The sequence below is a fragment of the Acinetobacter sp. AM genome, assembly GCF_003105055.1.
Taxonomy (GTDB): Bacteria; Pseudomonadota; Gammaproteobacteria; order Pseudomonadales; family Moraxellaceae; genus Acinetobacter; species Acinetobacter tibetensis.
In genome coordinates this window covers 1-22,723 of the sequence record NZ_QETG01000033.1, presented here as the reverse complement: position 1 = coordinate 22,723, position 22,723 = coordinate 1, and the positions used below count along the sequence as shown (strand labels likewise).

The following is a 22,723-nucleotide window of genomic DNA, read 5'->3' as shown; positions in this document are numbered from 1 at the left end:
TTTTGTGAGTAAATTATGTTTATTGCTGGTGTAGATGAAGCGGGGCGTGGTCCTTTAGTTGGTTCGGTTGTAGCTGCAGCGGTAATTCTTGACCCGAATAACCTGATCGAAGGTCTAAATGATTCAAAGAAACTCACAGAGAAAAAGCGTGAAAAATTATTTGTAGAGATTCAAGAAAAAGCATTGGCATGGGCAATTGCGGAAGCAAGTCACGAAGAAATTGACCAAATCAATATTTTGCAGGCTTCACTTTTGGCAATGCGTCGTGCAGTAGAAGCATTACAGATAGATCCAGAGCATGTTTTGGTCGATGGGAATAAAATTCCACAAGGCTTGAGTGTGAGTTGTGAGGCTGTAGTTGGAGGGGATGCGTTACATGCAGAAATTTCTGCAGCAAGTATCTTGGCCAAAGTCACACGCGATCGCGACATGGTGGCTTTAGACCAGAAATACCCACAGTACGGTTTTGCCAAGCATAAAGGCTATCCAACCAAAGCACATTTTGAAGCAATTACGATGCATGGCGTTATTGCGGAACATCGTCGTAGTTATGCACCGGTAAAAAAGGCATTGGCACAATTTGACTAGAGCTAAAAAATTTAAAGCGGCTTAGAAAAGCCGCTTTAGGAGATAACATTTAATTTTAACGATTAAAGTTATTCTGGGAGTAATTATCTTCTTCAAAAGAAGGTTGATAATCTTGATCGATATGTTGAAGGTGTTCGTGCATCGCACGTTCATGTTGAATGCGTTGATAAATTTCTTCGCGATGAACTGATACTTCTTTTGGAGCATTTACGCCAATACGAACTTGATTGCCTTTAACACCAAGCACAGTAACACTGACTTGATCCCCAATCATTAATGTTTCTCCGACACGACGGGTCAGAATCAGCATGTTTATCTCCTTGCAAAATGCTAAACCTGCATTGATTAAAAAGTTAAAAAAACACAACCTTGGTTATAAAGAAAATTTTAACAGAACTTATAAAGACAAATAGGTGGGTATTTATAGAATTCTGTTGAAATTTACTAAAACGCTTCTGGGCTAATATAACAGAGCCACTATAGAAAAAACTATAGTGGCTCTGTATTTTTATGGAATTTTAAAGATAATTGTCTTACAAAAGACAATTATCTTTTAAGCGCGAGCGCTTGACTCACCGTGTTCACGGTCTAGGCCAAATGCTGTGTGTAAACAACGAACAGCAAGCTCTAAATAGTTTTCTTCAATAAGTACAGAAATTTTAATTTCTGATGTTGAAATCATTAAAATATTAATGCTTTCATCTGCCAATGCTGTGAACATTTTGCTCGCAACACCTGCATGCGAACGCATACCAACACCAACGATTGATACTTTAACGATATCATCACGAGTAACAACTTCACATCCTTCAATGCTGCTTGCTGTTTGCTCTAAAATAGCTTTTGCTTTTGCCAAGTCTGTGCGATTTACGGTAAAAGTAAAATCTGTTGTGCCATCTTCTTCTACGTTTTGGATAATCATATCCACTTCGATATTGGCATTGCTGATCGGCGATAAGATTTTAGATGCAATTCCTGGTTCATCAGGAACACCCAAGATAGTGAGTTTTGCTTCGTCACGGTTAAATGCAATACCTGCGATGATTGGTTGTTCCATATCGTCTTCTGCCTCAGTCGTAATTAATGTGCCTACGTTTTGTTTGAAATCTTCATCAAATGCACCATCATCATCATTATCAAAACTTGATAATACGCGCAGTGGAACTTGATATTTACCTGCGAATTCAACAGAGCGGATTTGTAAAACTTTTGAGCCTAAAGATGCCATTTCTAGCATTTCTTCAAAAGAGATACGGTCAACTTTTTTCGCTTTCGGTGCAACGCGTGGGTCAGTGGTATAAACACCATCTACATCGGTGTAGATTTGGCATTCATCTGCTTTCAACGCAGCCGCCAGTGCTACCCCAGAAGTATCTGAGCCACCACGGCCTAAAGTTGTGGTATTGCCATCGGCATCAAAGCCTTGGAAACCAGCAACGACAATGACACGACCTGCATCTAAGTGCTCAGTCATTACGTCGGTATCAATCGATTCAATACGTGCTTTGGTGAACGCACTGTCCGTTTTAATACCAACTTGGCGACCCGTGAGTGACTTAGCTTCAACGCCAATTGAATTGAGCGCCATCGCTAACATGGAAATCGTTACCTGTTCACCCGTTGAAACCATTTGGTCAAGTTCGCGTGGGTCAGGGGTGTCCGTAATGGCTTTCGCGAGAGCTAATAAGCGGTTTGTTTCACCACTCATTGCTGATACTACAACCACTACCTTGTGGCCGTGGTCATGCCAGCGCTTCACACGACGAGCAACATTTAAAATGCGCTCGGGGGTACCCATAGAAGTACCGCCATATTTTTGAACGATTAATGCCATAGTTGTTCCATATAAGCCATGACCCTGAAGTGCCAATCAGGGTCAGTTACACAAAAGGTGAAGTTTTATTTTGCTTCAAGCCAAGCAGTTAAATCTGCCATCACTGGTGCAAACTTCTCGTTTAGTGGCGCGCCACCTTGTGCCAAGTCAGGTTTACCACCACCTTTACCACCTAGCTCAGTTGCCAAGTGTTTGATGATGTCCCCCGCCTTTATAGAAGCAGTAAATTCTTTTGCTACAGATGCGATCAAGCTAACCTTGTCACCCTCTACACCTGCAAGAACGATTACTGCATTTTCTAATTTTGATTTCACACCGTCATGAAGGTTACGAAGTGCTTTTGCATCCATGCCTTGAACAGTTGTGATTAAAGTTGTGCGACCTGCAAGTGTTTGAACTTGGCTTAAAAGTTCCGCAGCTTGCAAACTTGCTAATTTTTGATTGAGTTGCTCAATCTGTTTTTGTAAAGCAGATGAAGTTTCAACAATGGCTTCAACTTTTTCTACAGTTTGATCTTTCTGAGCTTTCAATACACCATTGATATGTACAATATCCGCTTCGGTTTTTTGTACAACGTCTAAAGCTTTAGTACCTGTCACTGCTTCAATACGACGTACACCCGCAGCAACACCGCCTTCAGAAGTGATTTTAAATAAGCCGATGTCGCCAGTACGTTGTACGTGAATACCACCACATAGTTCAATCGAGAAGTTCTTCTCTTCAATAATTGAACCCATTGAAAGTACACGAACTTCATCGCCATATTTTTCACCGAACAACATCATCGCGCCTTTGGTTTTTGCAGATTCGATGTCGAGAAGTTCCGTGGTGACAGTGCTGTTTGCAATCACTTCTGCATTGACCAAACGCTCAATTTCTTGAAGTTGTTCAAATGAAACAGGCTGATCATTGGCGAAGTCAAAACGTAAGATGTCTGAGGCAACCAATGAGCCTTTTTGCTGTACGTGTTCACCTAAAATCTGACGTAGTGCGGCATGCAAAAGGTGAGTTGCAGAGTGGTTACGTGCAGTTGCAGCGCGGATATCTGCTTTGACTGTTGCTTCAACAGTTTGTGATGCTTTCAGACTACCAACAGTCACGATGCCTTGGTGTACAAAAGCGCCACCCGATTTCTTGGTGTCTTGGACTTCAAAAATACCTGTGTCATTTTTGAAGATACCTGTGTCACCAATTTGACCGCCGCTTTCTGCATAGAACGGAGTTTGGTTCAGTACGATAAGGGCTTCGTCACCTTCAACGACTTCATCAACTTGCTCGCCATCTTTATAAATCGCGATAATTTGACCTTCGCCAACCGTTGCATCGTAACCATTAAACTGAGTTTCGCCTTCAACTTTTACAACGCTGTTGTAGTCAATTGCGAATTTACCAGCATCACGTGCTCGTTGGCGTTGTGCTGCCATTTCAACTTCAAAGCCTGCTTCATCAATGGTTAAATCACGTTCACGTGCGATATCAGCCGTTAAGTCTGTAGGGAAGCCGTAAGTATCGTAAAGTTTGAAGACCACTTCACCTGGGATCACAGAACCTTTTAGTTGAGCTAATTCACCTTCAAGCAATTTCAAACCTTGCTCTAAGGTTTTGGCAAACTGTTCTTCTTCTTTCAGCAATTGTGCTTCAATACGCGCTTTCTGTGCTTCAAGTTCAGGGTAAGCTTGACCCATCACTTCAATTAAAGGTTGTAACATTTTATGGAAGAACGAACCTGTTGCGCCTAGCTTGTTACCATGACGCACTGCACGACGAATGATACGACGCAGTACATAACCACGACCTTCATTAGAAGGGTTCACACCGTCTGCAATTAGGAAGCAGCATGAGCGTGCATGATCCGCAACGACTTTAAGTGAAGCAGGGTACTGAACTGGTGTGCCTTTTTCTTTTGCTTCAGCTTCAAGCGCAGCGGTATCTAAACCAATAATTTCAGCAGCAGCTTTTAATAAGTGCTGGAATAAATCGATTTCGTAGTTTGAATTTACGTGTTGTAAAACCGCAGAAATACGTTCTAAGCCCATACCTGTATCAACAGAAGGTGCTGGAAGAGGGTGAAGCACGCCATCCGCAGTACGGTTAAACTGCATGAATACGTTGTTCCAGATTTCAATGAAACGGTCGCCATCTTCTTCAGGTGTGCCTGGTAAGCCACCCCAAATATGATCGCCATGGTCAAAGAAAATTTCAGAACAAGGACCACATGGACCAGTATCACCCATTGCCCAGAAGTTATCTGATGCGTATTGACCACCTTTGTTATCACCAATACGAATAATGCGCGATGCATCTAAACCAATTTCTTTGTTCCAGATGTCAAATGCTTCGTCATCAGTGTGATAAACCGTGGCGTAGAGTTTGTCTTTTGGTAGTGCTAACCATTTATCGCCAGTCAGGAATTCCCACGCAAATTTAATGGCATCACGTTTGAAATAGTCACCAAATGAGAAGTTGCCTAACATTTCAAAGAAAGTGTGGTGGCGTGCAGTATAACCGACGTTATCTAAGTCATTGTGTTTTCCGCCAGCACGGACACACTTTTGCGATGAGGTTGCACGTACATAATCACGTTTTTCAAGACCTAAAAAGCAGTCTTTAAACTGGTTCATACCAGCATTAGTAAATAATAATGTTGGGTCGTTGGCGGGTACTAGAGAACTCGACGCGACACGTGTATGCCCTTGCGATTCAAAATAGCTTAGAAAAGCTTCGCGAATTTCAGCTGATGTCATAAAACGAGTACTCACAACCAAGTCACTCCATAAATCTTGAATTTGGCTAAATGTATTGTTTATAGGTGGTTTTAGCACATTCTATAAAATACAGGCTTAATTTTTTAAAACGCCAAATTATAACGGAAAAAGCCTCATGCACCAATCACTTTACTATGAATTAATGACAAAACTATGGAATTGTAAGTCATCCTTTAGTCTGTATTTATTTTATGTAAATAAACTTTTTAAAATTTTCTAAATTTAAGTCAATCCAGTAGATGGTGCTGTTCAAGTTGAATTTGGCTGAAGTTTTTTCATCAGGATCATCATTTTTTTAATTTTATGCTGGATTTGTAAGAAAATATCTTGGCTAAAATACAAAATCAATTAACATAAGGCAGCTTAAATTAAGGTTTCATACAAAGGAAAAGTCATGCAAAAGGTGGCGATTAATGGATTTGGTCGAATTGGTCGTAACGTTTTACGGGCTTGGTTCGAAAATCCAAAAGATTTCCATTTTGAGATTGTGGCAATTAATGATATTGCCGATGTTGAAACCTTAATCCACTTGTTTAAGTACGACACGACACATGGCCGTTTCAAGGGCAAAGTTGAACTGGAGCATGAAAATGAGCAAATTTATTTGCATATTCAAGCGGGGCTTGCCAGCCTAAAAGTTCAAGTTTTGTGTGAGGCCGAACCTGCTCAGTTACCTTGGCAGAAATTAAATATTGATGTGGTGCTGGAATGTACGGGTTTGTTCCGTTCACGCGAAGCGGCTACTCGTCATATTCGGGCTGGGGCAAAGCGTGTGATTATTGGTGCTGCGCCTTTTGATACGGTTGATGCGGCAATTGTTTATGGCGTGAACCATCATGAAGTGAAAGCTTCAGATCAAATTATTTCCAGTGTGTCTTGTACCACGCAGGCATTGGTTCCTTTAGTCAAAATTCTTGATGATGCTTTTGGGATTCAAACTGCGTTAATGACCGAAATTCATGCGGTAACCGCTGATCAATCGGTTTTGGATCATGCACATCGAGATTTACGTCGTGCCCGTGCATCTGGGCAAAATATTATTCCTACTACATCTTCAGCATTAGGGGCATTAAAGCAAGTGATGCCGAAAATGGAAAACCGCATTGATGGTTATTCCATTCGTGTTCCAACCATTAATGTTGCTGCAATTGATTTGACCTTTGTATCGCAATCTCCAGTTACCGTACATAGACTGAACGAAGTATTGATGGGTGCAGCTGAAAGTGACTATGCCGAAATTATGCAAGTAACCGATGAAGCATTGGTGTCTAGTGATTTTAATCATTCACCTTATTCACTGATTGTAGACTTAAGTCAGACTATGGTGGTGGGGCATCAGGCGAAAGTATTTGCTTGGTATGATAATGAATGGGGCTATGCCAACCGCTTACTGGATCTGTGTGAATCTTTTGTATAAGTCATCAAGCACCTTATTGGGTTCTGCAAATAAGGTGCTTTGGCTGTTATTCTTCTTCAGTCGCGTTCAAAAAGCCCTCTTGAATTTCTTTAGGCATATCTTGATGCCACCAAGTATAGATTTCAGCTTTGATGTTGAGATCTTCATCTGGATCATTAAACGGTTCATCATCTTCACGAATGAGTTCATCACCTTCAAATTTAAACCAGAATTCCCAAGGGTCATCATCGCCACAACCCCATGCTTGTACATGCAATGCAGGGACTAAGGCTTTTAAGAAAAACAGGATGGCTTCCATGATGTCATCGCCCTCCGAACCGTGGACAAAGTGCAGAATACTAAATCCTGCAAGTCGATAGGCTGTTTCTGGTGCAAGGTCATACTCGATTTGATCCACTTGATCAATAAGTTCTTGTGCAAGTTCGGCACCATACTCCGCATTAATCGCGCTAGCCAATTGCACAAAAGTTACAGGGTTGTCTTGATGTTGTTGGAATAAATGATCGAGTTGATCCATGATGATGTGATCAGGATGGTGATAGTAAAGATTGCTATGTAATTCCATAGTGATGATCCAAATGAACAGTTTTTTCTAAAGTTGAATAATTGTTAGCGAATTGAATATATCGGTTGATGTGCATTTCTGAAATAGAAAACATGTATCAAAATATCATTCGTTTGGCTTTGGTTGCTTCGGTTGATATCAATAATAGGCATGATGAGTGAGCGATTGAAAAATATCGGGTTTATCTTTTATTTTTTATAAAAATTAAAGTCATCTTGGCATATTATAAAAGAAAGACATAATGACAATGAGAAACATATGATGATGTTAATTTGGGGATTTATCCTGTTATTAGCAGTTGCAGTTATTTTTCTGGTGTGGTTTCAATTTAAACAGCAAGGTGAGAGCACAGAGGATACAGAGTATCAGCAACATCTGGAGCAGAAAGTGGTACACCTTGAAGAAAACTTAAAGAAAACGCTCGAAATTATGCAAGACCTTGCCAAGAAAATGCATGTACAACAAGAAGCAATTGATAAAACTGTAAAAAGAACGCATCAGTTGGAGTTGCAAAATGCTGAATTGGTGAGTTTGTTAAGCAAGTCAGTCGGGCAAACAAATCGCTAATTTTGAGCGAATTACGCCAAATTTTAAATTAAAATTTGGCGTAATAATGCTGCGCTTAACATACTGATGATGACAGTTGAAAGTAGCGGTAGTCGAGATGCTGCCAATAAAGTAATTGCGATTGCAATTAAGTCGGCTGGATTATCTTTGACAAAATAAGGCGCAATGACGGAAATCAGGACACAGCCTGGTACAACTTCTAAAATCTTTTTGTGTTTAGCCGACAAGGTTTTATTTTTTAATAAGACATAGCCCAATAAGCGAGTTAGATAGGTGGTTAAGGCGACGAAGAGAATCGCAATTAAAGTGCTGCCATGAATCATTCGTCTTCTCCTATCAAGAAAAGGGCAGATGCAACACCACTGATTGCACCTAAAGGCACGTGCCAACCCGCAGGCAAGTATAAATAAGAAATTGCGGCAACCAACAAACTCACTAACCATGGTCGTGCAGCAGCAAATCCAGTCCACATTCCACGTAGCAGCACTAAAATGATGGCTGGGAATGCCATGTCAAAACCATACGGATGAATATCTCCTAAGACTGGACCGAGTACAGCACCTAGGGTGGTGACCGATACCCACATCACATATAGCGCTAAACATACCCCTGCATAGTAAGGCATATTAAATGCATGCCTTAGCCCAACCAGATGAATCCTTTTTTGTGCATTGGATAATCCTAAGGCCCAGCTTTCATCACAAAGAAAAAAGAGCGCAGGATAAACTTGACGGTCAGGTAAATGTCTTAAATAAGGAACGAGGCTTGCTCCCATAAGGAGATGTCGACTATTGATTAAAAAGGTAATGAACATCAGCAGTAGGAATTGTGGAGGGTTGGTCCACACTTCCAGAATGGCAAACTCCGAGCCACCTGCAAAATTTAATCCTGTTAAGAGGGATACTTCTACAATGGAAAACCCTTTTTGTGCTGCTTGAGTACCCAGTACCAACGCTAAAGGAACAAAACCAAGCAGCATTGGTAATGTCGTTTTAATGCCACGCAAAAACTCATCTTGGTCTTGACTGTTCAAAATCAACGAATGGGATGAGCTGCTTTTAAAAGTGGACATGGGGGGACCTCACAAAGTAGGAAGTTATTTTAAAAACTTTGTAATGATATTTGACGCTAAAATAAGCAGTATTTGCGGTATATTGAGCATAAAATTGCTCTAAAATTAAAATATAAAGTATTTTATGCTAAGAGGGTGGATATGGATAAAATTGACCGACGCATCCTGCAGACGCTACAGCAAGATGGAAAATTGGCGAATAATGAATTGGCACAGCGAGTTGGTCTATCGGCTTCACCTTGTTTACGTCGTGTGAAGCAGCTCGAAGATGCTGGGATTATTGAAAAGTATGTGGCTTTGGTGAATCCACAGAAGGTAAATTTAGGCTTAACAGTATTTGCACGAATTTGGTTAAAAGGCCAAGATGCGAAAACAGTCAATCATTTTATTGATTCAGTTCGAGAAATTCCTGAAATCGTGGAATGCCAATTGATGGCGGGTGATTGTGACTTCTTTTTAAGAATTGTGGTGTCTGATTTAGATGCTTATCGAAAATTCCAAATTCAGCATTTAAATAAAATTACAGGCATTCAGAACGTAAAAACTGAAATTCCACTCCAGAGTATTAAACAGACGACTGAACTGCCCCTTTAACTGCAATTGCGTAGAAATAAATCAATTTGTTGATAACAATCGTTGACTTAGTGTGTGATTGAGCCATGCTAGATTTGTGCAGAGAATGATATTAAATGTAAAAAATCTCAGTGCATGGTGTGAACTATCGTGCTAAACTAGGAGAAATCGGGTGTGCTCCCGATTTTTTTATGCGGATTACTTCCGCGCTGACAAGAATTTAGGTTTACAACATGCCCATTTCAGAGACATGGTTATTACCTGATGGTGTAGCTGATGTATTACCAGAGCAAGCGCAAGTAATTGAAAACTTGCGCCGTGACGCCTTGGATTTCCTTGCTTCTCGAGGTTATCAGTTGGTGTACACGCCGTTTATTGAATACATAGAATCCCTTTCTTCTTTATCCGAATCAAATCACGATTTAGACCTTGCAACGTTTAAAGTAATCGACCAATTATCTGGGCGTTTACTTGGGGTGCGTGCGGATATGACGCCACAGGTGGCGCGTATAGATGCACACGTTCATCCCGTAGAAGGTGTGGCTCGCTATTGCTATGCAGGCACTGTTCTGCATACCAAGCCGCAAGGCTTTAATACCACACGTGCACCGTTGCAATTAGGTGCAGAGTTGTTTGGTTCAGACAGCATTGATGCTGATGTTGAAATGGTCGATGTAATGCTTGGTCTGATTAAAAAAGCAGGCTTGGTAGATGGCATCCATCTGGATTTAGGGCATGTGGGTTTATTCCGTAGCTTAGTTAAGCGTGCGGGTTTAAACAAAAACACGGAGCATGAACTGTCTGACCTTTATCAACGTAAAGCGCTGCCTGAGTTGGCGGAATTTACCCAAGATTTAAACTTCGGTGCAGACTTTTATGCATTAGGTCGCTATGCAAGTGATCTTGATGCCTTACAACTTCATCTTAGTGCAGAAATTTTAGCAGATGCGGCATTCAAACATGCTTTGGATGAGTTAAAAACCACGCAGTCGGCAATTCAGGCCCGTTGGCCAAATCTACTGATTGGCGTTGATGTTGTAGAGTTGCGCTCATACCACTACCACACAGGTTTAATGTATGCCGTGTATGCACCAAACCGAGCTGCTTCTTTGGCACAAGGTGGTCGTTATGACGGCATTGGTGAACATTTTGGCCGTGCACGTCCTGCAACAGGTTTTAGTTGTGACTTATATGCACTCAGTGCAGGGCAGTTTAATGCAATCTCTGTAGTTGTCGCACCTAAAGGCACGAACGCTGATTTACAACAAGCGATTGCGTCTGTGAGAGCACAAGGCTTAAGTGTAATTCAGTTATTGGGTAATGATGATTTAAACTCTATTCCAAATGCAACACATCAACTGGTTGATGTTGCTGGTGAGTGGCAAGTTAAACCAATTTAACCACTGCGAGTAGTGTTCATGTCACTACTTGGAGTTTTAATTTTAACAGCATGATGTAATGAGGCTATTATGGGCAAAAATGTTGTGGTACTTGGTACCCAATGGGGCGACGAAGGTAAAGGTAAAATCGTCGACCTGCTCACAGATCAAGCGGCTGCAGTAGTTCGTTATCAAGGCGGACATAACGCAGGTCATACTCTCGTGGTTGGTGGTAAGAAAACTGTATTACACCTCATTCCATCAGGTATTTTACGTGAAAACGTATTGTGCTTAATTGGTAACGGTGTTGTGCTTTCACCAGAAGCTTTAATCAAAGAGATGACCATTCTTGAAGAGCAAGGCGTACCTGTTAAAGAGCGTTTGCGTATTTCTCCAAACTGTCCATTAATTCTTCCGAACCATATTGCACTTGACCAAGCACGTGAGAAAAAGCGTGGCAATGCAAAAATTGGTACAACGGGCCGTGGTATTGGTCCAGCGTATGAAGACAAAGTTGCGCGTCGTGCAGTACGTGTCGCGGACTTGGTACGTGGCGGTGAAGCATTAAAAGCACAATTGGCTGAAGTATTGGATTACCATAACTTCCAATTAACTCAATACTACGGTGTTGAAGCAGTTAAGTTGGAAGATGTAATTGCACTTTGTGATCAATGGCGTGAAGTTGTTGCTCCGTTAGTAGTTGATGTAACTACAGAATTACATAACTACCGTAAAAACGGTGACAACATTATGTTTGAAGGCGCTCAAGGTTCATTACTTGACGTTGATCATGGTACATATCCATTTGTGACTTCTTCAAACACGACTGCTGGTGGCGTAAGCTCTGGTTCAGGTTTGGGTCCATTGCATTTAGACTATGTATTGGGTATCACTAAAGCGTATACAACGCGTGTAGGCGCTGGTCCATTCCCAACTGAATTGCATTACGATGCAGCGACAGATACAGGTGATGCAATTGGTCGTCACTTAGGTACTGTGGGTCATGAGTTTGGTGCTTCTACAGGTCGTCAACGCCGTTGTGGTTGGTTTGATGCCGAAATTCTTCGTCGTTCTGTAGACGTAAACTCACTTTCAGGTATTTGCTTAACTAAACTTGATGTATTAGACGGTTTAGAAGAAGTGAAAATCTGTGTGGGTTATGAAAATACAGATTCAGGTTGTGTAGGTTCTTCAGATGCGCTTGCATATGAAAATTTAAAACCAATCTACGAAACAATGCCTGGTTGGACAGAATCAACAGTTGGTGCAACCAGCGTTGAACAGCTTCCACAAAATGCAATTAACTACATCAAGCGTATTGAGCAGTTAATTGAATGCCCAATTGATATTATTTCAACGGGTCCAGATCGTGCAGAAACTATCGTATTGCGTCATCCATTTGATGCTTAATCGATAGTTCATGTTAAAAAGCCTCGCAGATGCGGGGCTTTTTATTGTGCATGCACTGCAAAATTGTAGGGTTTTTAAAATCCAGACTAAAGTTGCATTTGCTTGCAGGCTTTTTCAAAATAGCCTTGATACAATAACTTAACAGTAAATCTGGATTTAGGCAGGATGCACAAAAATATTTCAAATACTATTTTATATTCTTTAATTTTTGCTATGGGCGGTGCGCCCACCATTGCCATGATGATTATTGAAGGGCAAACCACTGATCCAAATGTAATTTATAATGCTTTAATTGGATTGTCTGTGATTATTGCTTGTGTTTTGGTGCCTATTGTACTGATTCAAAATGCCTATTTATGGTTTAAGCGTAATGATGAGAAATTAGCAGAAAAAATTAAACCTGTAGGGCAGGTTTATATGGTGTTGGATGTTGTGTGTTTAATTTATTGGTTAAGTTACCAGTTTATGCATTAAGTTAATTACATAAATACTATGTTTATGAAGTTGTTATTCATTCAAAGCTCCACACTGATTGCTTATAATGCGCATATATTGACGTGATCCAAGAATGGTGGAGATTAAAAGAATGAAGAACAAACTGATGTTGAGTTTGTGTGTGGCAGGAGCTGTCACACTTTCTGGTTGTACAACAGTTGCTGATATGGCGGGTGCAGATACAGCATCTTTAAATGTTGCCGCAACCCAAGGTTTTAACAAAACTGTTCAGGAAGCTCGTGGTAACAATACGCTAGATACCTCTTCTTCGACGTATAAACGAGTTTATGCCGTATTCACGCGCTTGAAACCTTATGCTGATCAAATGAACCAAACAGGGACTAAATTTGATTGGCAATTGGCAGTATTAAAATCTGACCAAGTTAATGCCTATGTTGCCCCTGGTGGAAAGGTGGTGTTCTACACAGGTATTGTGAATAAACTCAACCTGACTGATGCTGAAATTGCCGCGGTGATGGGGCACGAGATGGTTCATGCCTTGGAAGAACATGCAAAAAACAAAATTGGTGCTCAAGCATTAACGGATCTAGCACTGGGTATTGGTTTAAGTTATGCGGGTGACAGTGTAGGTCAATTGGGTGCTGCGGCAGCACAATTAGGGACACAGGTTGGAGTAGGTTTACCTTACTCACGTAGCTTAGAAAGTCGTGCTGACCAAGGTGGACTGATGCTCATGGCGAAAGCAGGCTATAACCCACAAGCAGCAATTACGCTTTGGGAAAAAATGAATAAGCTTGATGGTGCGGGCGGTTCGGCTTTCTTATCGACTCACCCTTCAAACAGTCAGCGTATTGAAGCAATGCGTAAAAACCTACCTGTAGCACAAGCAGTATATAACAAGCGTTAACTGTTTAATTTATATGAAAAAAGGATGCTCCGGCATCCTTTTTTTGATTTTGATGGCACTGCTTTAAAATGCGATAATCATTTGTAGTAGATCGGTCAGAATTATTAGGGTGCTGGATTGGGTTGTTGGTGATGAATGGCTTCGATACCTTGAATCACTTCAGAAGATAGATCGAGTTCAAAGGCTGCTATATTTTCTTTGAGTTGATCTAGATTGGTTGCTCCAATAATTGTACTGGTCACGAAAAACTGTTGCTTAATATAAGCGAGTGCCATTTGTGTTAGGCTTAAGCCGTGTTGTTCTGCAAGAAGTGCATATTGTTCTGTTGCCCATTCACTTTCAGGATTGCTATAACGACTAAAGCGTGAAAATAAGGTAATACGAGCATTGGCAGGGCGGGCACCGTGACGGAATTTTCCAGTCAGATAACCAAAAGCGAGTGGGGAATAAGCGAGCAATCCGACGCCTTCATATTTTGCAATTTCAGCCATCCCAATTTCATAACTACGATTCAGTAAATTATATGGGTTTTGCACACTGACGATTTTTTCGAGTCCTAGTTGCTCTGCCAAATGGATAAACTTCATGGTTCCCCATGGAGTTTCATTAGAGAGTCCAATGTGGCGAATACGTCCTTTTTTAACTTCATCAGCTAGTGCGAGTAATGTATCGGCAAGTGCAGTGATAGGCTTTTCGTCTAAGGCTTCAGCATTGCCATAACCTAATTTTCCAAAGAAATTGGTATTACGCTGTGGCCAATGGAGTTGATAAAGATCAATATAGTCTGTTTGTAGACGTTTGAGAGAATTATCTAAAGCAGAGCTAATTTCACTCGCAGTAAAACGGGTCTGTCCATCACGAATATGACTTCCTCCTTGTGAAGGGCCTGCAATTTTAGAGGCAATCAATAATTGGTCACGAGCACCATGTTGCGCAATCCAATTCCCAATAATGGTTTCCGTGCGACCTTGCGTTTCAGGTTTTGGTGGGACAGGATACATTTCTGCTGTATCCCAGAAGTTTAGTCCATGCTCTAAAGCATAATTCAGTTGTAGAAAGGCTTTTTGCTGTGTGTTTTGTTCACCAAAAGTCATGGTGCCTAAGCAAATTTCTGGAACAAGAATACCGCTATCGCCTAAAGGGTTGAATTGCATAAAGACTATCCTGAATAAGAGCTGAACAATTTCTTCAGGCTATCGTAAACATGCGAGTTTGTTAATGAGTACTTGTATATTGTTTTGTGAAAAAATTGAATTAGTTAGCATAAAAAAAGCAAATCATTCGATTTGCTTTTTTTTTAGATAATCGGAAGATTTACTCTTCATCATCTTCGTAGTCATCATCAGTGTTTGACTGTTCTAAAGATACATCAAAAATAAGAATGGCTTTACCGTCAGTTTGAATCATGCCTTGATCTTCGAGGGTTTTGAGTACACGACCAACCATTTCGCGTGAGCAACCGACAATACGACCAATTTCTTGACGTGTAATACGGATTTGGCGGCCATTTGGTAAAATCATGGCTTCTGGTTGTCCTGACAGGTCAATCAGGCAGCGTGCAATACGACCAGAAACATCAATGAAGGCAAGGTCGGTTACTTTACGTGTGGTGTTTTTTAAACGACGAACCAATTGAGCAAATACCGCATAGCTCAAGTCTGGGTATTGCTTACTTAACTCGTGGAAGTTTTCATAGGTAATTTCAGCAATTTCACAAACATCACGTGTACGCACTTCAGCAGTACGCTGTGGATTTGATTCGAAGAGCCCCATTTCCCCAAAGAAGTCTCCTGGATTCAAATATGCGACTACAATTTCACGCTCATCATCTTCACGTAAAATAATAGATACTGACCCTTTTAAAATCAAATAAAGTGATTTTGATTCCATCCCTGCATCAACAATAGTTGTACGTTTAGGATAACGGTTTATATATGCTCGTTTTAATAATGCTTTGACTGATTCAGGTAATTGACCTGGCGATAGCGCATCAGTGCTTAGCTGTGAAAAATTTGAAGTCATGCTTTTGGTTTCCGAAAATGGATAAATAATAGATCGCACAAGACCTAAAATGAACTTGTCACACTGAAGAGGTGAAATTCCTTATCAACTCAAATTATGTTAGTGTACAGGTACACGGTAAATTTATAGCTTTTTTTAGGTAGTTGCAATGCAAACAAGTGTACATTGGCTAGAGAATGTTGCTTTTGAAGCGAAATCAGAAAGTGGCCATAGTGTGGTGATGGATGGATCCCCAGAGTATGGTGGTGAAAACCGTGGACCACGTCCCATGGAGCTTATATTAATGGGACTTGGTGGGTGTGCTTCCTTTGATATTGTGACAATATTGAAAAAATCTCGTCAAGATGTGACAAATGTTGTATGTCAGCTTAAGGCAGAACGTGCCGATAGCATTCCAGCAGTGTTTACCAAAATCCACCTTCATTTCGTTGTAACAGGTAAAGCAGTGAAGGAAAAACAGGTTGCAAAAGCAGTTGAACTCTCTGCAGAAAAGTACTGTTCAGCGAGTAAAATGCTGTCGGATGGTGGTGTTGAAATTACCCACGATTTTGAAATTATAGAAGCGGTATAAGCGTGGAAAAGCTGGTGATTCATCAGCTTTTTTTTGGTTTAAAACATGCTAGCTCATATCTGAGGATGGTAATAAAACAATCTTAGAATTTAGTTTTTAGCGAGTGGATCTCTTGGATAGAGAAAAATTACATCAATACTCTTGAAAATAAAAATAGTAAGACCAATATTATAACTAAATTCTATTATATTTTTTAATTTAAGATATTGAAAAATATGTGAAAATTAGTTTGAAATCTAAAAATAAGTTCCCATATATCTTACAAGTTAAAAATTTGTTGTGAGGAATAACAAGAATGCGTTTTGAAAAATTTACAAACCGTCTACAGCAAACCCTTTCTGATGCTCAATCTTTGGCAATGGGGAAAGATCATGCCTCCATTGACGGGATTCATGTGTTGTCGACTTTATTGGAAGAAGCTTCGAATGCCAGTCTTTTGCAACAGGCAGGTGCAAATTTACGTGAATTGCAAAGCAAATTGCAGCAAGCGCTGAAAGATGCACCTACGCTAGCAAACCCGACAGGTGAGATCAACCTTAGCCCAGAAGCAGTCAAAGCACTGAATTTGGCAGATAGTTATGCTCAAAAAGCAGGAGATGAGTTTCTTTCTACGGATTGGGTATTGCTCAGTCTTGCTGAAGTAGGTGCAACCAAGTCTTTATTAAATAGTGCAGGCGTAACCAATGATAGCTTGCGTAAAGTGGTTAATAAAATTCGAGGGGATGAAAAGGTCATGAGTAATAATCATGAAGATCAACGTGACTCACTGAATAAATATACCATAGACCTGACTGAGCGTGCCTTAGCAGGCAAACTTGACCCTGTTATTGGGCGTGATGATGAAATTCGACGCACGATTCAGGTGTTATCTCGTCGTACTAAAAACAACCCTGTACTGATTGGTGAGCCGGGGGTAGGTAAAACAGCAATTGTTGAAGGTTTGGCACAGCGTATAGTCAATGGTGAGGTGCCTGAAAGCTTAAAAGGTAAGCGTGTCTTGTCTTTAGATTTAGGCTCATTGCTTGCAGGTGCAAAATATCGTGGTGAATTTGAGGAACGTTTAAAAGCCGTTCTTAAAGATTTAGCTAAACACGAAGGTGACATTATCCTATTTATTGATGAGCTGCATACCCTTGTAGGGGCAGGGAAAGGTGATGGGGCAATGGATGCAGGGAATATGTTGAAACCTGCTTTGGCACGTGGTGAATTACGCTGTGTTGGTGCGACTACACTAGATGAATATCGCCAGTATATTGAAAAAGATGCTGCGCTAGAACGTCGTTTCCAAAAAGTTTTGGTGGATGAACCTAGCGTGGAAGACACCATTGCAATTTTACGTGGTTTAAAAGAAAAATATGCAACGCATCACGGTGTGCAGATTTTGGACTCTGCCATTATTGCTGCTGCCAAAATGTCGCATCGTTATATCACAGACCGTCAATTGCCAGATAAAGCGATTGACCTGATTGATGAGGCTGCATCTCGCATTAAAATGGAAATTGACTCGAAACCTGAGCCACTGGACCGTTTAGACCGCCGTTTGATCCAGTTGAAAATGCAATTGGAAGCGGTGAAGCAAGATGCAGATTCAGTCAGTAAGGCTGAAGTTGAATATTTGGAAAAGCAAATTGAAGAAGTTCAACGAGAATATAACAATTTAGAAGAAGTGTGGCGTGCTGAAAAAACCTTGGTTGAAGGGACGAGTCAAGCTCAGGTTGAGTTAGATAAAGCCCGCACTGCGTTTGAAAAAGCACAACGTGAAGGTGATTTGGCTGAAGCAAGCCGTTTGCAATACGGAGTGATTCCTGAATTGCAAAAACGTCTTGCAGCGGAAGAAGTGGCTGAAGAAACAAATGAAGAGCCAAAATTGATTCGTACCAAAGTGACTGAGAATGAAATTGCAGAAGTAGTGAGTGCAGCAACAGGTATTCCAGTCGCAAAAATGTTGCAAGGTGAACGTGAAAAACTTCTGCAAATGGAAGATTTTTTACATAACCGTGTGGTGGGACAAGATGAAGCGGTGGTTGCTGTATCGAATGCCGTCCGTCGTTCACGAGCAGGCTTGTCTGATCCAAATCGCCCAAGTGGTTCGTTCTTGTTCCTTGGACCAACAGGTGTCGGTAAAACCGAACTTACCAAAGCATTGGCAAACTTCTTATTTGATGATGATGATGCCATGATTCGTATTGATATGAGTGAGTTCATGGAGAAACACTCGGTCAGTCGTTTAGTTGGTGCTCCTCCGGGTTATGTTGGCTACGAAGAAGGTGGTGTATTGACTGAAGCTGTACGTCGAAAACCGTATAGCGTGGTGCTGTTCGATGAAGTTGAGAAAGCACATCCAGATGTCTTTAATATATTGCTACAGGTATTGGATGATGGTCGCCTTACGGATTCACAAGGTCGCGTGGTCGACTTTAAGAATACGGTGATTGTGATGACCTCTAACCTTGGTTCACAAGATGTACGTGAATTGGGTGAGGGGGCTGCGGATGATGAAGTACGTGCAGTGGTGATGAGTGCGGTATCTCAACACTTCCGTCCAGAGTTCATTAACCGTATTGATGAAGTCGTAATTTTCCATTCATTGAAGAAAACACAGATTCGCGGTATTGCGGATATTCAATTAGATCGTTTGCGTAGTCGTTTAGCTGAACGTGACCTGAGTTTAACTGTGGAAGACACAGCATTCGACCTATTGATCGATGCAGGTTTTGATCCAATCTATGGTGCACGCCCATTGAAACGTGCCATTCAGCAACAGATTGAAAATCCATTGGCTCAGAAAATTCTGGCTGGAGAGTTTCAAGCCGGAGATACGATTTTAGTTAAATCGGATCATGGGCATTTGCTGTTTGATAAATTGAAACTAAGTTAATTTTAAGTATAAAAAAACCAGCTTCGGCTGGTTTTTTTATGTCACAAGGTCTGTTTTAATTTGATATTTTGGGTCATAAACTGACAATTAAATGCATAATAGTGTGATGGTGGTCACCTGTAAGCCACTTATATGTAAAACAATTATCTTTATATGTTATTTTTAATTATACTGCGGAAACATAAAAAACACATAATATGAGATATATTCATGTCGAAAATAAAGTGGGGTGTTGGTGGCGTCATCGCGGTTGCAACATTGGCTGTTGGCGGGAATTTATATGCAGATAAAAGTTTGCAAACTTATTATCAGCAAGAAGCGAAACAACCAAGTAAAAATCTAAGCTTGAACTATAAAAACTTCCAGATGGGGGCTTTGCAAGGCAGTGCCGACTGGACAGCCGAGTTGATTCTTGATCCATGTAAGCCAAAAGATGTGATTAAAATGTCTGGGCGTGATCATATTCAACGCAGTTGGAATGGTTACCAAATTCAGTCAGATATTAAAGTTGTACAAGCTGATAGCGCATTCAAGCCTTTATTGGATCAACCTTTAAAGCTTAAAACTCATGTGAATTGGTTAGGGGTAATGAACTCAACGTTGACCACACCTGTGATTGTGCGAAACGAAGCTAAAATACAAACGCGTTTAGATCCAGTTACTTTGGAATATCGAACCAAATCGGTTGATGATCAGCTTCAGGTGCAGGATTTAACTTTAAAAATTCCAAATTTAACGGTGATGGATGCAGAAACTCATTTTCAAATGACTGGTTTGAAAATTGAAACAAATCAGGGTTTGAATGGTAATTATCTGGAAGCAGGGAAAACCACGGTTCAAATGGATTTGCTAAAAATGGCAGATCGTGGTTTGAATAATCCAATGAGTGCTGAATTAAAAAACTATCGGATTGAAGCAGAAAGTGATTTGACGGATCGCGTTTTAAATACAAAAATGGCAGTTCAAGTTGAAGAAATGAAAATGACATTTTCACCTGTCATGCAAAATGTGAAGTTTAATTTTAACGTATTGGATGTGAATCGTGCCAAACTTCAAGCGTTGTTCGATATTATCGAAAAGAGCGAAAATAGCTGTTTAGCAAAAGAGAAATTATTACAAGATTTAGAACCTGCTTTACTTGCGGTTATCAACGAAGGTTTTAAGTTTGATTCTAGCGATAATCAAATCAAGATTGGAACTGGTGAAGCCAAAGCTAGTCTAGCGGGTCGTTTTATGCCAAGCCATCAAAAGACCTTAAAAGGTATGGTGGCCATGGTACCAAGTCTAGTTGAATATAAAGCTGATGTGCAATTTGATAAGAACATGGTTGCTTCCATCATGAATAGTCTTCCTGGTAAGGGGTCACAGGCTATGTCGGATCAGGATATTGAAACGATGCTCAGCAGTATGCAGCAATCGGGGCAATTGAAACGTGATGGTGATGTGCTGAAAATGTCGATGGAATATAAATATGGTGAGAAGAAATTTTTAACGGAATGATTTTATAAAATATTTTAAAACTAAAGCTCTATCTAACTTTGGTGTTTATTAAGCGAGATAGAGTTTAATAAGCTTCCTCATGCTCAGCAGAGTTGAATGAGGAAGTTGAATTGGTTTAGAAATTCATTACAAAATATAATGCGATTGGTACTGTTATCAAAGCCAACATGGTACTCAACATCACGGATGTCGCTGCTTTTTCAGGATGAAGTCCTAATGTATTAGAGATAACAACGACATTACCAGCCATAGGTGTCGCAACCATTAGCGCCACAATTTGAAGTATTTGTTTATCTACAGGAATAATAACCATAAACATCAAAATACCAACGATAGGATAAATCAAATGTTTCCATGTCAAAGCCAATGCTGAGAAAAGCCAATCGATCTCGATTTTTGAAAATTTTGCAATTGTAATCCCGATGGTCATCATTCCTAAAACACTATATGCACCTTTAAAATTCGCCAAGAATGAAAGGAATACCTCATCGAATTGAATATCGAGATATTTAAAAATCATCCCTAAAAATGCAGCATAAAGAATAGGCATTTTTATGACTTTTAAAATACTTTCCTTAATATTCAATGAGCCTTTAGCTGTAATGAAATAACCCACTGTAAATTCGTATAGGTTAATACCTATAATAATAAAAATAGCGATGGCTATTTGCGTCTTATCGAAGATTGCAAGTACCAGTGGTAATGCAAAATATCCAGTGTTACCCGTACCCGCTGCAAAGCCAAATAGATTAACTCGACTGTCTTTCCAAAAGCACCTTGCAAAGCATAACCCTATTACAGCCATGAAGGACGCCAATAAGAATGCGCCCAAAGAAAACTTAAGATAAGTCCAATTTGCTGGTGATTCGACAATTGAATAAAAAATCACAAATGGGGAAATAATATAGACAAGCAAAGTTGAAATATCTTTGGAATCTAGTTTAAATTTCTTACCAACACCCCACCCAATAATAGAGATTGCGATTAACAAAAAAACCCTTAGTACAACTTCAAAAATCATCTGATAAGCAACTATTCAATGTCTAAAACTGTGGTTGATGAGAATGTATATGTGCCATAACACCGCTGTAACCATCGGTTACCTTTCATTTCACCATGTCCGTGCAAACAATGCAGATTGTTAAAAATAATGAGATCTCCAACATTCCAAGATTTCTGAATTTGATTCTCTGAAACAATTGATTTCAGTTCATGCAATGCAGATTCGCTGTCTTCATCTGTAGCATTAATGTTGTGTAATGCCGCTTTAATTTCATAATTCCCATCGACCAAGTCAAAAATGGAACTCTTTATTCGCTTATTTTGCACTTTAAAGGTTTCGGGGGCTGTATGAACAAACCTTGACTCAGCCAACACATTTTTTGATTTATGGCTTAATTTATTAATTACATCAGAAATCCTCACTAAATTAGTAGCAGTCTGTTTCTCATCTACTAGGCACATTAACGACAAAGTATGCGGTCTAATATTTCTCGACAAATAGGCTCCATCGGTATGAAAGTCAAACTTAGCCATACCTTGACTAGAAGCGCGAGTATTATCTTTTAAGTCTTTTGGCGTGATCTGATGTACTAATGCTCCATTTTTTTCTTCTTTATAAGCAAAAGGGTTTAAACCACAGGCTTTTGTAACTCCGAGCAGCACTAATTCTGATACATATCCTTTAGGGTGGGGGCTTGAAGTGCTAGATAGGGGGTGGCAGAGCTGATCGTCAATTGGTAGGTTAGAGAATTCAAGTAATCCTCCACCTATTTTTAATTCATTAAGATGAACATTTCTCAAATTTAGATATTTTTGTGCCAATTTTGCACTATGCTCAATAAGCTCTGTCGAAAGACATTTATTAGTTTTTGGCAATAATTTCAATTCATTTTTCCAAGCATTAGCGCAATGCTTATCAAGCTTAATTTGCATGTTTTACCTATTTCGGAATTTAATTCTTATAAAGCTTTTAGAGATTTACCATTTAAATAATTGAGCAGAATCTTAATATCTATTATTTTGATTCTCCCTCGAAGATTAAAAATATAATTACAATGCTATTTTAACCATCTTCTTCCTTGTAAATTAATTAATGTATTCATCAGAATTTTCAGTTACATAGAGTTGTAAATACCAGTGCCTAAATCATTTGTAAAAAATAGAGTATTTTACCGATCAGTAAAAATATAGTTTGTAACTGAAATGGTAAATACAAT

The 22,723-nt window shown here is 40.0% G+C and carries 21 protein-coding genes; 11 read left to right on the top strand and 10 right to left on the bottom strand.

The genetic code is table 11. The features are described from left to right. The first annotated feature begins 15 nt into the window (after window positions 1-15). A complete protein-coding gene (rnhB, locus tag DCO44_RS14860) occupies window positions 16-588 on the top strand; it encodes a ribonuclease HII (protein ID WP_116763241.1) in 573 nt (190 codons plus the stop codon). Between the two features lie 55 nt (window positions 589-643). Here rnhB and csrA read toward each other — a convergent pair whose 3' ends face one another. From csrA to alaS, 3 genes are all read right to left on the bottom strand, one after another. Continuing rightward, a complete protein-coding gene (gene csrA, locus DCO44_RS14855) occupies window positions 644-898 on the bottom strand; it encodes a carbon storage regulator CsrA (RefSeq protein WP_116763239.1) in 255 nt (84 codons plus the stop codon). A 243-nt stretch (window positions 899-1,141) separates the two neighbouring features. Then, complete coding sequence (locus DCO44_RS14850; RefSeq protein ID WP_016166581.1) at window positions 1,142-2,422, bottom strand: aspartate kinase; 1,281 nt, start codon at window positions 2,420-2,422, stop codon at window positions 1,142-1,144. A 65-nt stretch (window positions 2,423-2,487) separates the two neighbouring features. After that, complete coding sequence (gene alaS, locus DCO44_RS14845; RefSeq protein ID WP_171304989.1) at window positions 2,488-5,181, bottom strand: alanine--tRNA ligase; 2,694 nt, start codon at window positions 5,179-5,181, stop codon at window positions 2,488-2,490. A 400-nt stretch (window positions 5,182-5,581) separates the two neighbouring features. Between alaS and DCO44_RS14840 the strand changes: the two genes are divergently transcribed. Next, window positions 5,582-6,604, top strand: coding sequence for a type I glyceraldehyde-3-phosphate dehydrogenase (locus DCO44_RS14840; protein WP_116763235.1), 1,023 nt, complete (start codon window positions 5,582-5,584; stop codon window positions 6,602-6,604). A gap of 46 nt (window positions 6,605-6,650) precedes the next feature. On the opposite strand, the gene DCO44_RS14835 is transcribed toward DCO44_RS14840, so the two are convergent. After that, window positions 6,651-7,169, bottom strand: a complete 519-nt coding sequence (locus DCO44_RS14835) for a hypothetical protein (RefSeq protein ID WP_116763233.1) — start codon at window positions 7,167-7,169, stop codon at window positions 6,651-6,653. 261 nt (window positions 7,170-7,430) lie between these two features. Here DCO44_RS14835 and DCO44_RS14830 point away from each other — a divergent pair, with 261 nt between their 5' ends. Next, window positions 7,431-7,736, top strand: a complete 306-nt coding sequence (locus DCO44_RS14830) for a hypothetical protein (protein WP_116763264.1) — start codon at window positions 7,431-7,433, stop codon at window positions 7,734-7,736. Between the two features lie 23 nt (window positions 7,737-7,759). Here the strand turns inward: DCO44_RS14830 and DCO44_RS14825 are convergent, their stop codons facing one another. Together DCO44_RS14825 and DCO44_RS14820 are read right to left on the bottom strand one after the other, a co-directional pair. Further along, window positions 7,760-8,059 (bottom strand): AzlD family protein, encoded by a 300-nt coding sequence (locus tag DCO44_RS14825; RefSeq protein WP_116763231.1) that lies wholly within the window; start codon window positions 8,057-8,059, stop codon window positions 7,760-7,762. Beyond that, a complete protein-coding gene (locus DCO44_RS14820; protein ID WP_116763229.1) occupies window positions 8,056-8,808 on the bottom strand; it encodes an AzlC family ABC transporter permease in 753 nt (250 codons plus the stop codon). Before DCO44_RS14820 ends, DCO44_RS14825 begins: the two co-directional genes overlap by 4 nt. Before the next feature lie 141 nt (window positions 8,809-8,949). Here DCO44_RS14820 and DCO44_RS14815 point away from each other — a divergent pair, with 141 nt between their 5' ends. The 5 genes from DCO44_RS14815 to DCO44_RS14795 all read left to right on the top strand — a co-directional run bounded on the left by DCO44_RS14815 (window position 8,950) and on the right by DCO44_RS14795 (window position 13,533). After that, window positions 8,950-9,402, top strand: coding sequence for an Lrp/AsnC family transcriptional regulator (locus DCO44_RS14815; RefSeq protein WP_016166574.1), 453 nt, complete (start codon window positions 8,950-8,952; stop codon window positions 9,400-9,402). A 212-nt stretch (window positions 9,403-9,614) separates the two neighbouring features. Continuing rightward, window positions 9,615-10,781: an ATP phosphoribosyltransferase regulatory subunit gene (locus tag DCO44_RS14810; RefSeq protein WP_116763227.1), complete on the top strand. Its 1,167-nt coding sequence runs from the start codon at window positions 9,615-9,617 to the stop codon at window positions 10,779-10,781. Between the two features lie 69 nt (window positions 10,782-10,850). Then, window positions 10,851-12,170 (top strand): adenylosuccinate synthase, encoded by a 1,320-nt coding sequence (locus DCO44_RS14805; RefSeq protein ID WP_044738509.1) that lies wholly within the window; start codon window positions 10,851-10,853, stop codon window positions 12,168-12,170. 165 nt (window positions 12,171-12,335) lie between these two features. Further along, window positions 12,336-12,644, top strand: a complete 309-nt coding sequence (locus DCO44_RS14800; protein ID WP_116763225.1) for a phosphoethanolamine transferase domain-containing protein — start codon at window positions 12,336-12,338, stop codon at window positions 12,642-12,644. A 112-nt stretch (window positions 12,645-12,756) separates the two neighbouring features. After that, window positions 12,757-13,533 (top strand): M48 family metallopeptidase, encoded by a 777-nt coding sequence (locus DCO44_RS14795; RefSeq protein WP_116763223.1) that lies wholly within the window; start codon window positions 12,757-12,759, stop codon window positions 13,531-13,533. Between the two features lie 104 nt (window positions 13,534-13,637). Here DCO44_RS14795 and DCO44_RS14790 read toward each other — a convergent pair whose 3' ends face one another. Together DCO44_RS14790 and crp are read right to left on the bottom strand one after the other, a co-directional pair. Further along, a complete protein-coding gene (locus DCO44_RS14790) occupies window positions 13,638-14,687 on the bottom strand; it encodes an NADP(H)-dependent aldo-keto reductase (RefSeq protein WP_116763221.1) in 1,050 nt (349 codons plus the stop codon). 160 nt (window positions 14,688-14,847) lie between these two features. Then, window positions 14,848-15,555: a cAMP-activated global transcriptional regulator CRP gene (crp, locus tag DCO44_RS14785; protein WP_116763219.1), complete on the bottom strand. Its 708-nt coding sequence runs from the start codon at window positions 15,553-15,555 to the stop codon at window positions 14,848-14,850. A 148-nt stretch (window positions 15,556-15,703) separates the two neighbouring features. Between crp and DCO44_RS14780 the strand changes: the two genes are divergently transcribed. The 3 genes from DCO44_RS14780 to DCO44_RS14770 all read left to right on the top strand — a co-directional run bounded on the left by DCO44_RS14780 (window position 15,704) and on the right by DCO44_RS14770 (window position 20,504). Continuing rightward, window positions 15,704-16,126: an OsmC family protein gene (locus DCO44_RS14780; RefSeq protein WP_116763217.1), complete on the top strand. Its 423-nt coding sequence runs from the start codon at window positions 15,704-15,706 to the stop codon at window positions 16,124-16,126. A gap of 295 nt (window positions 16,127-16,421) precedes the next feature. Continuing rightward, window positions 16,422-19,004: an ATP-dependent chaperone ClpB gene (gene clpB, locus DCO44_RS14775; RefSeq protein WP_116763215.1), complete on the top strand. Its 2,583-nt coding sequence runs from the start codon at window positions 16,422-16,424 to the stop codon at window positions 19,002-19,004. Between the two features lie 210 nt (window positions 19,005-19,214). Next, window positions 19,215-20,504 carry a DUF945 family protein gene (locus DCO44_RS14770; RefSeq protein ID WP_116763213.1) on the top strand — a complete coding sequence of 430 codons (1,290 nt, stop codon included), beginning with the start codon at window positions 19,215-19,217 and terminating at the stop codon, window positions 20,502-20,504. 115 nt (window positions 20,505-20,619) lie between these two features. Here DCO44_RS14770 and DCO44_RS14765 read toward each other — a convergent pair whose 3' ends face one another. After that, window positions 20,620-21,495, bottom strand: a complete 876-nt coding sequence (locus tag DCO44_RS14765) for an AEC family transporter (protein ID WP_228157561.1) — start codon at window positions 21,493-21,495, stop codon at window positions 20,620-20,622. A gap of 41 nt (window positions 21,496-21,536) precedes the next feature. Continuing rightward, window positions 21,537-22,439, bottom strand: a complete 903-nt coding sequence (locus DCO44_RS14760; protein WP_116763209.1) for a TauD/TfdA family dioxygenase — start codon at window positions 22,437-22,439, stop codon at window positions 21,537-21,539. Between the last annotated feature and the right edge of the window lie 284 nt (window positions 22,440-22,723).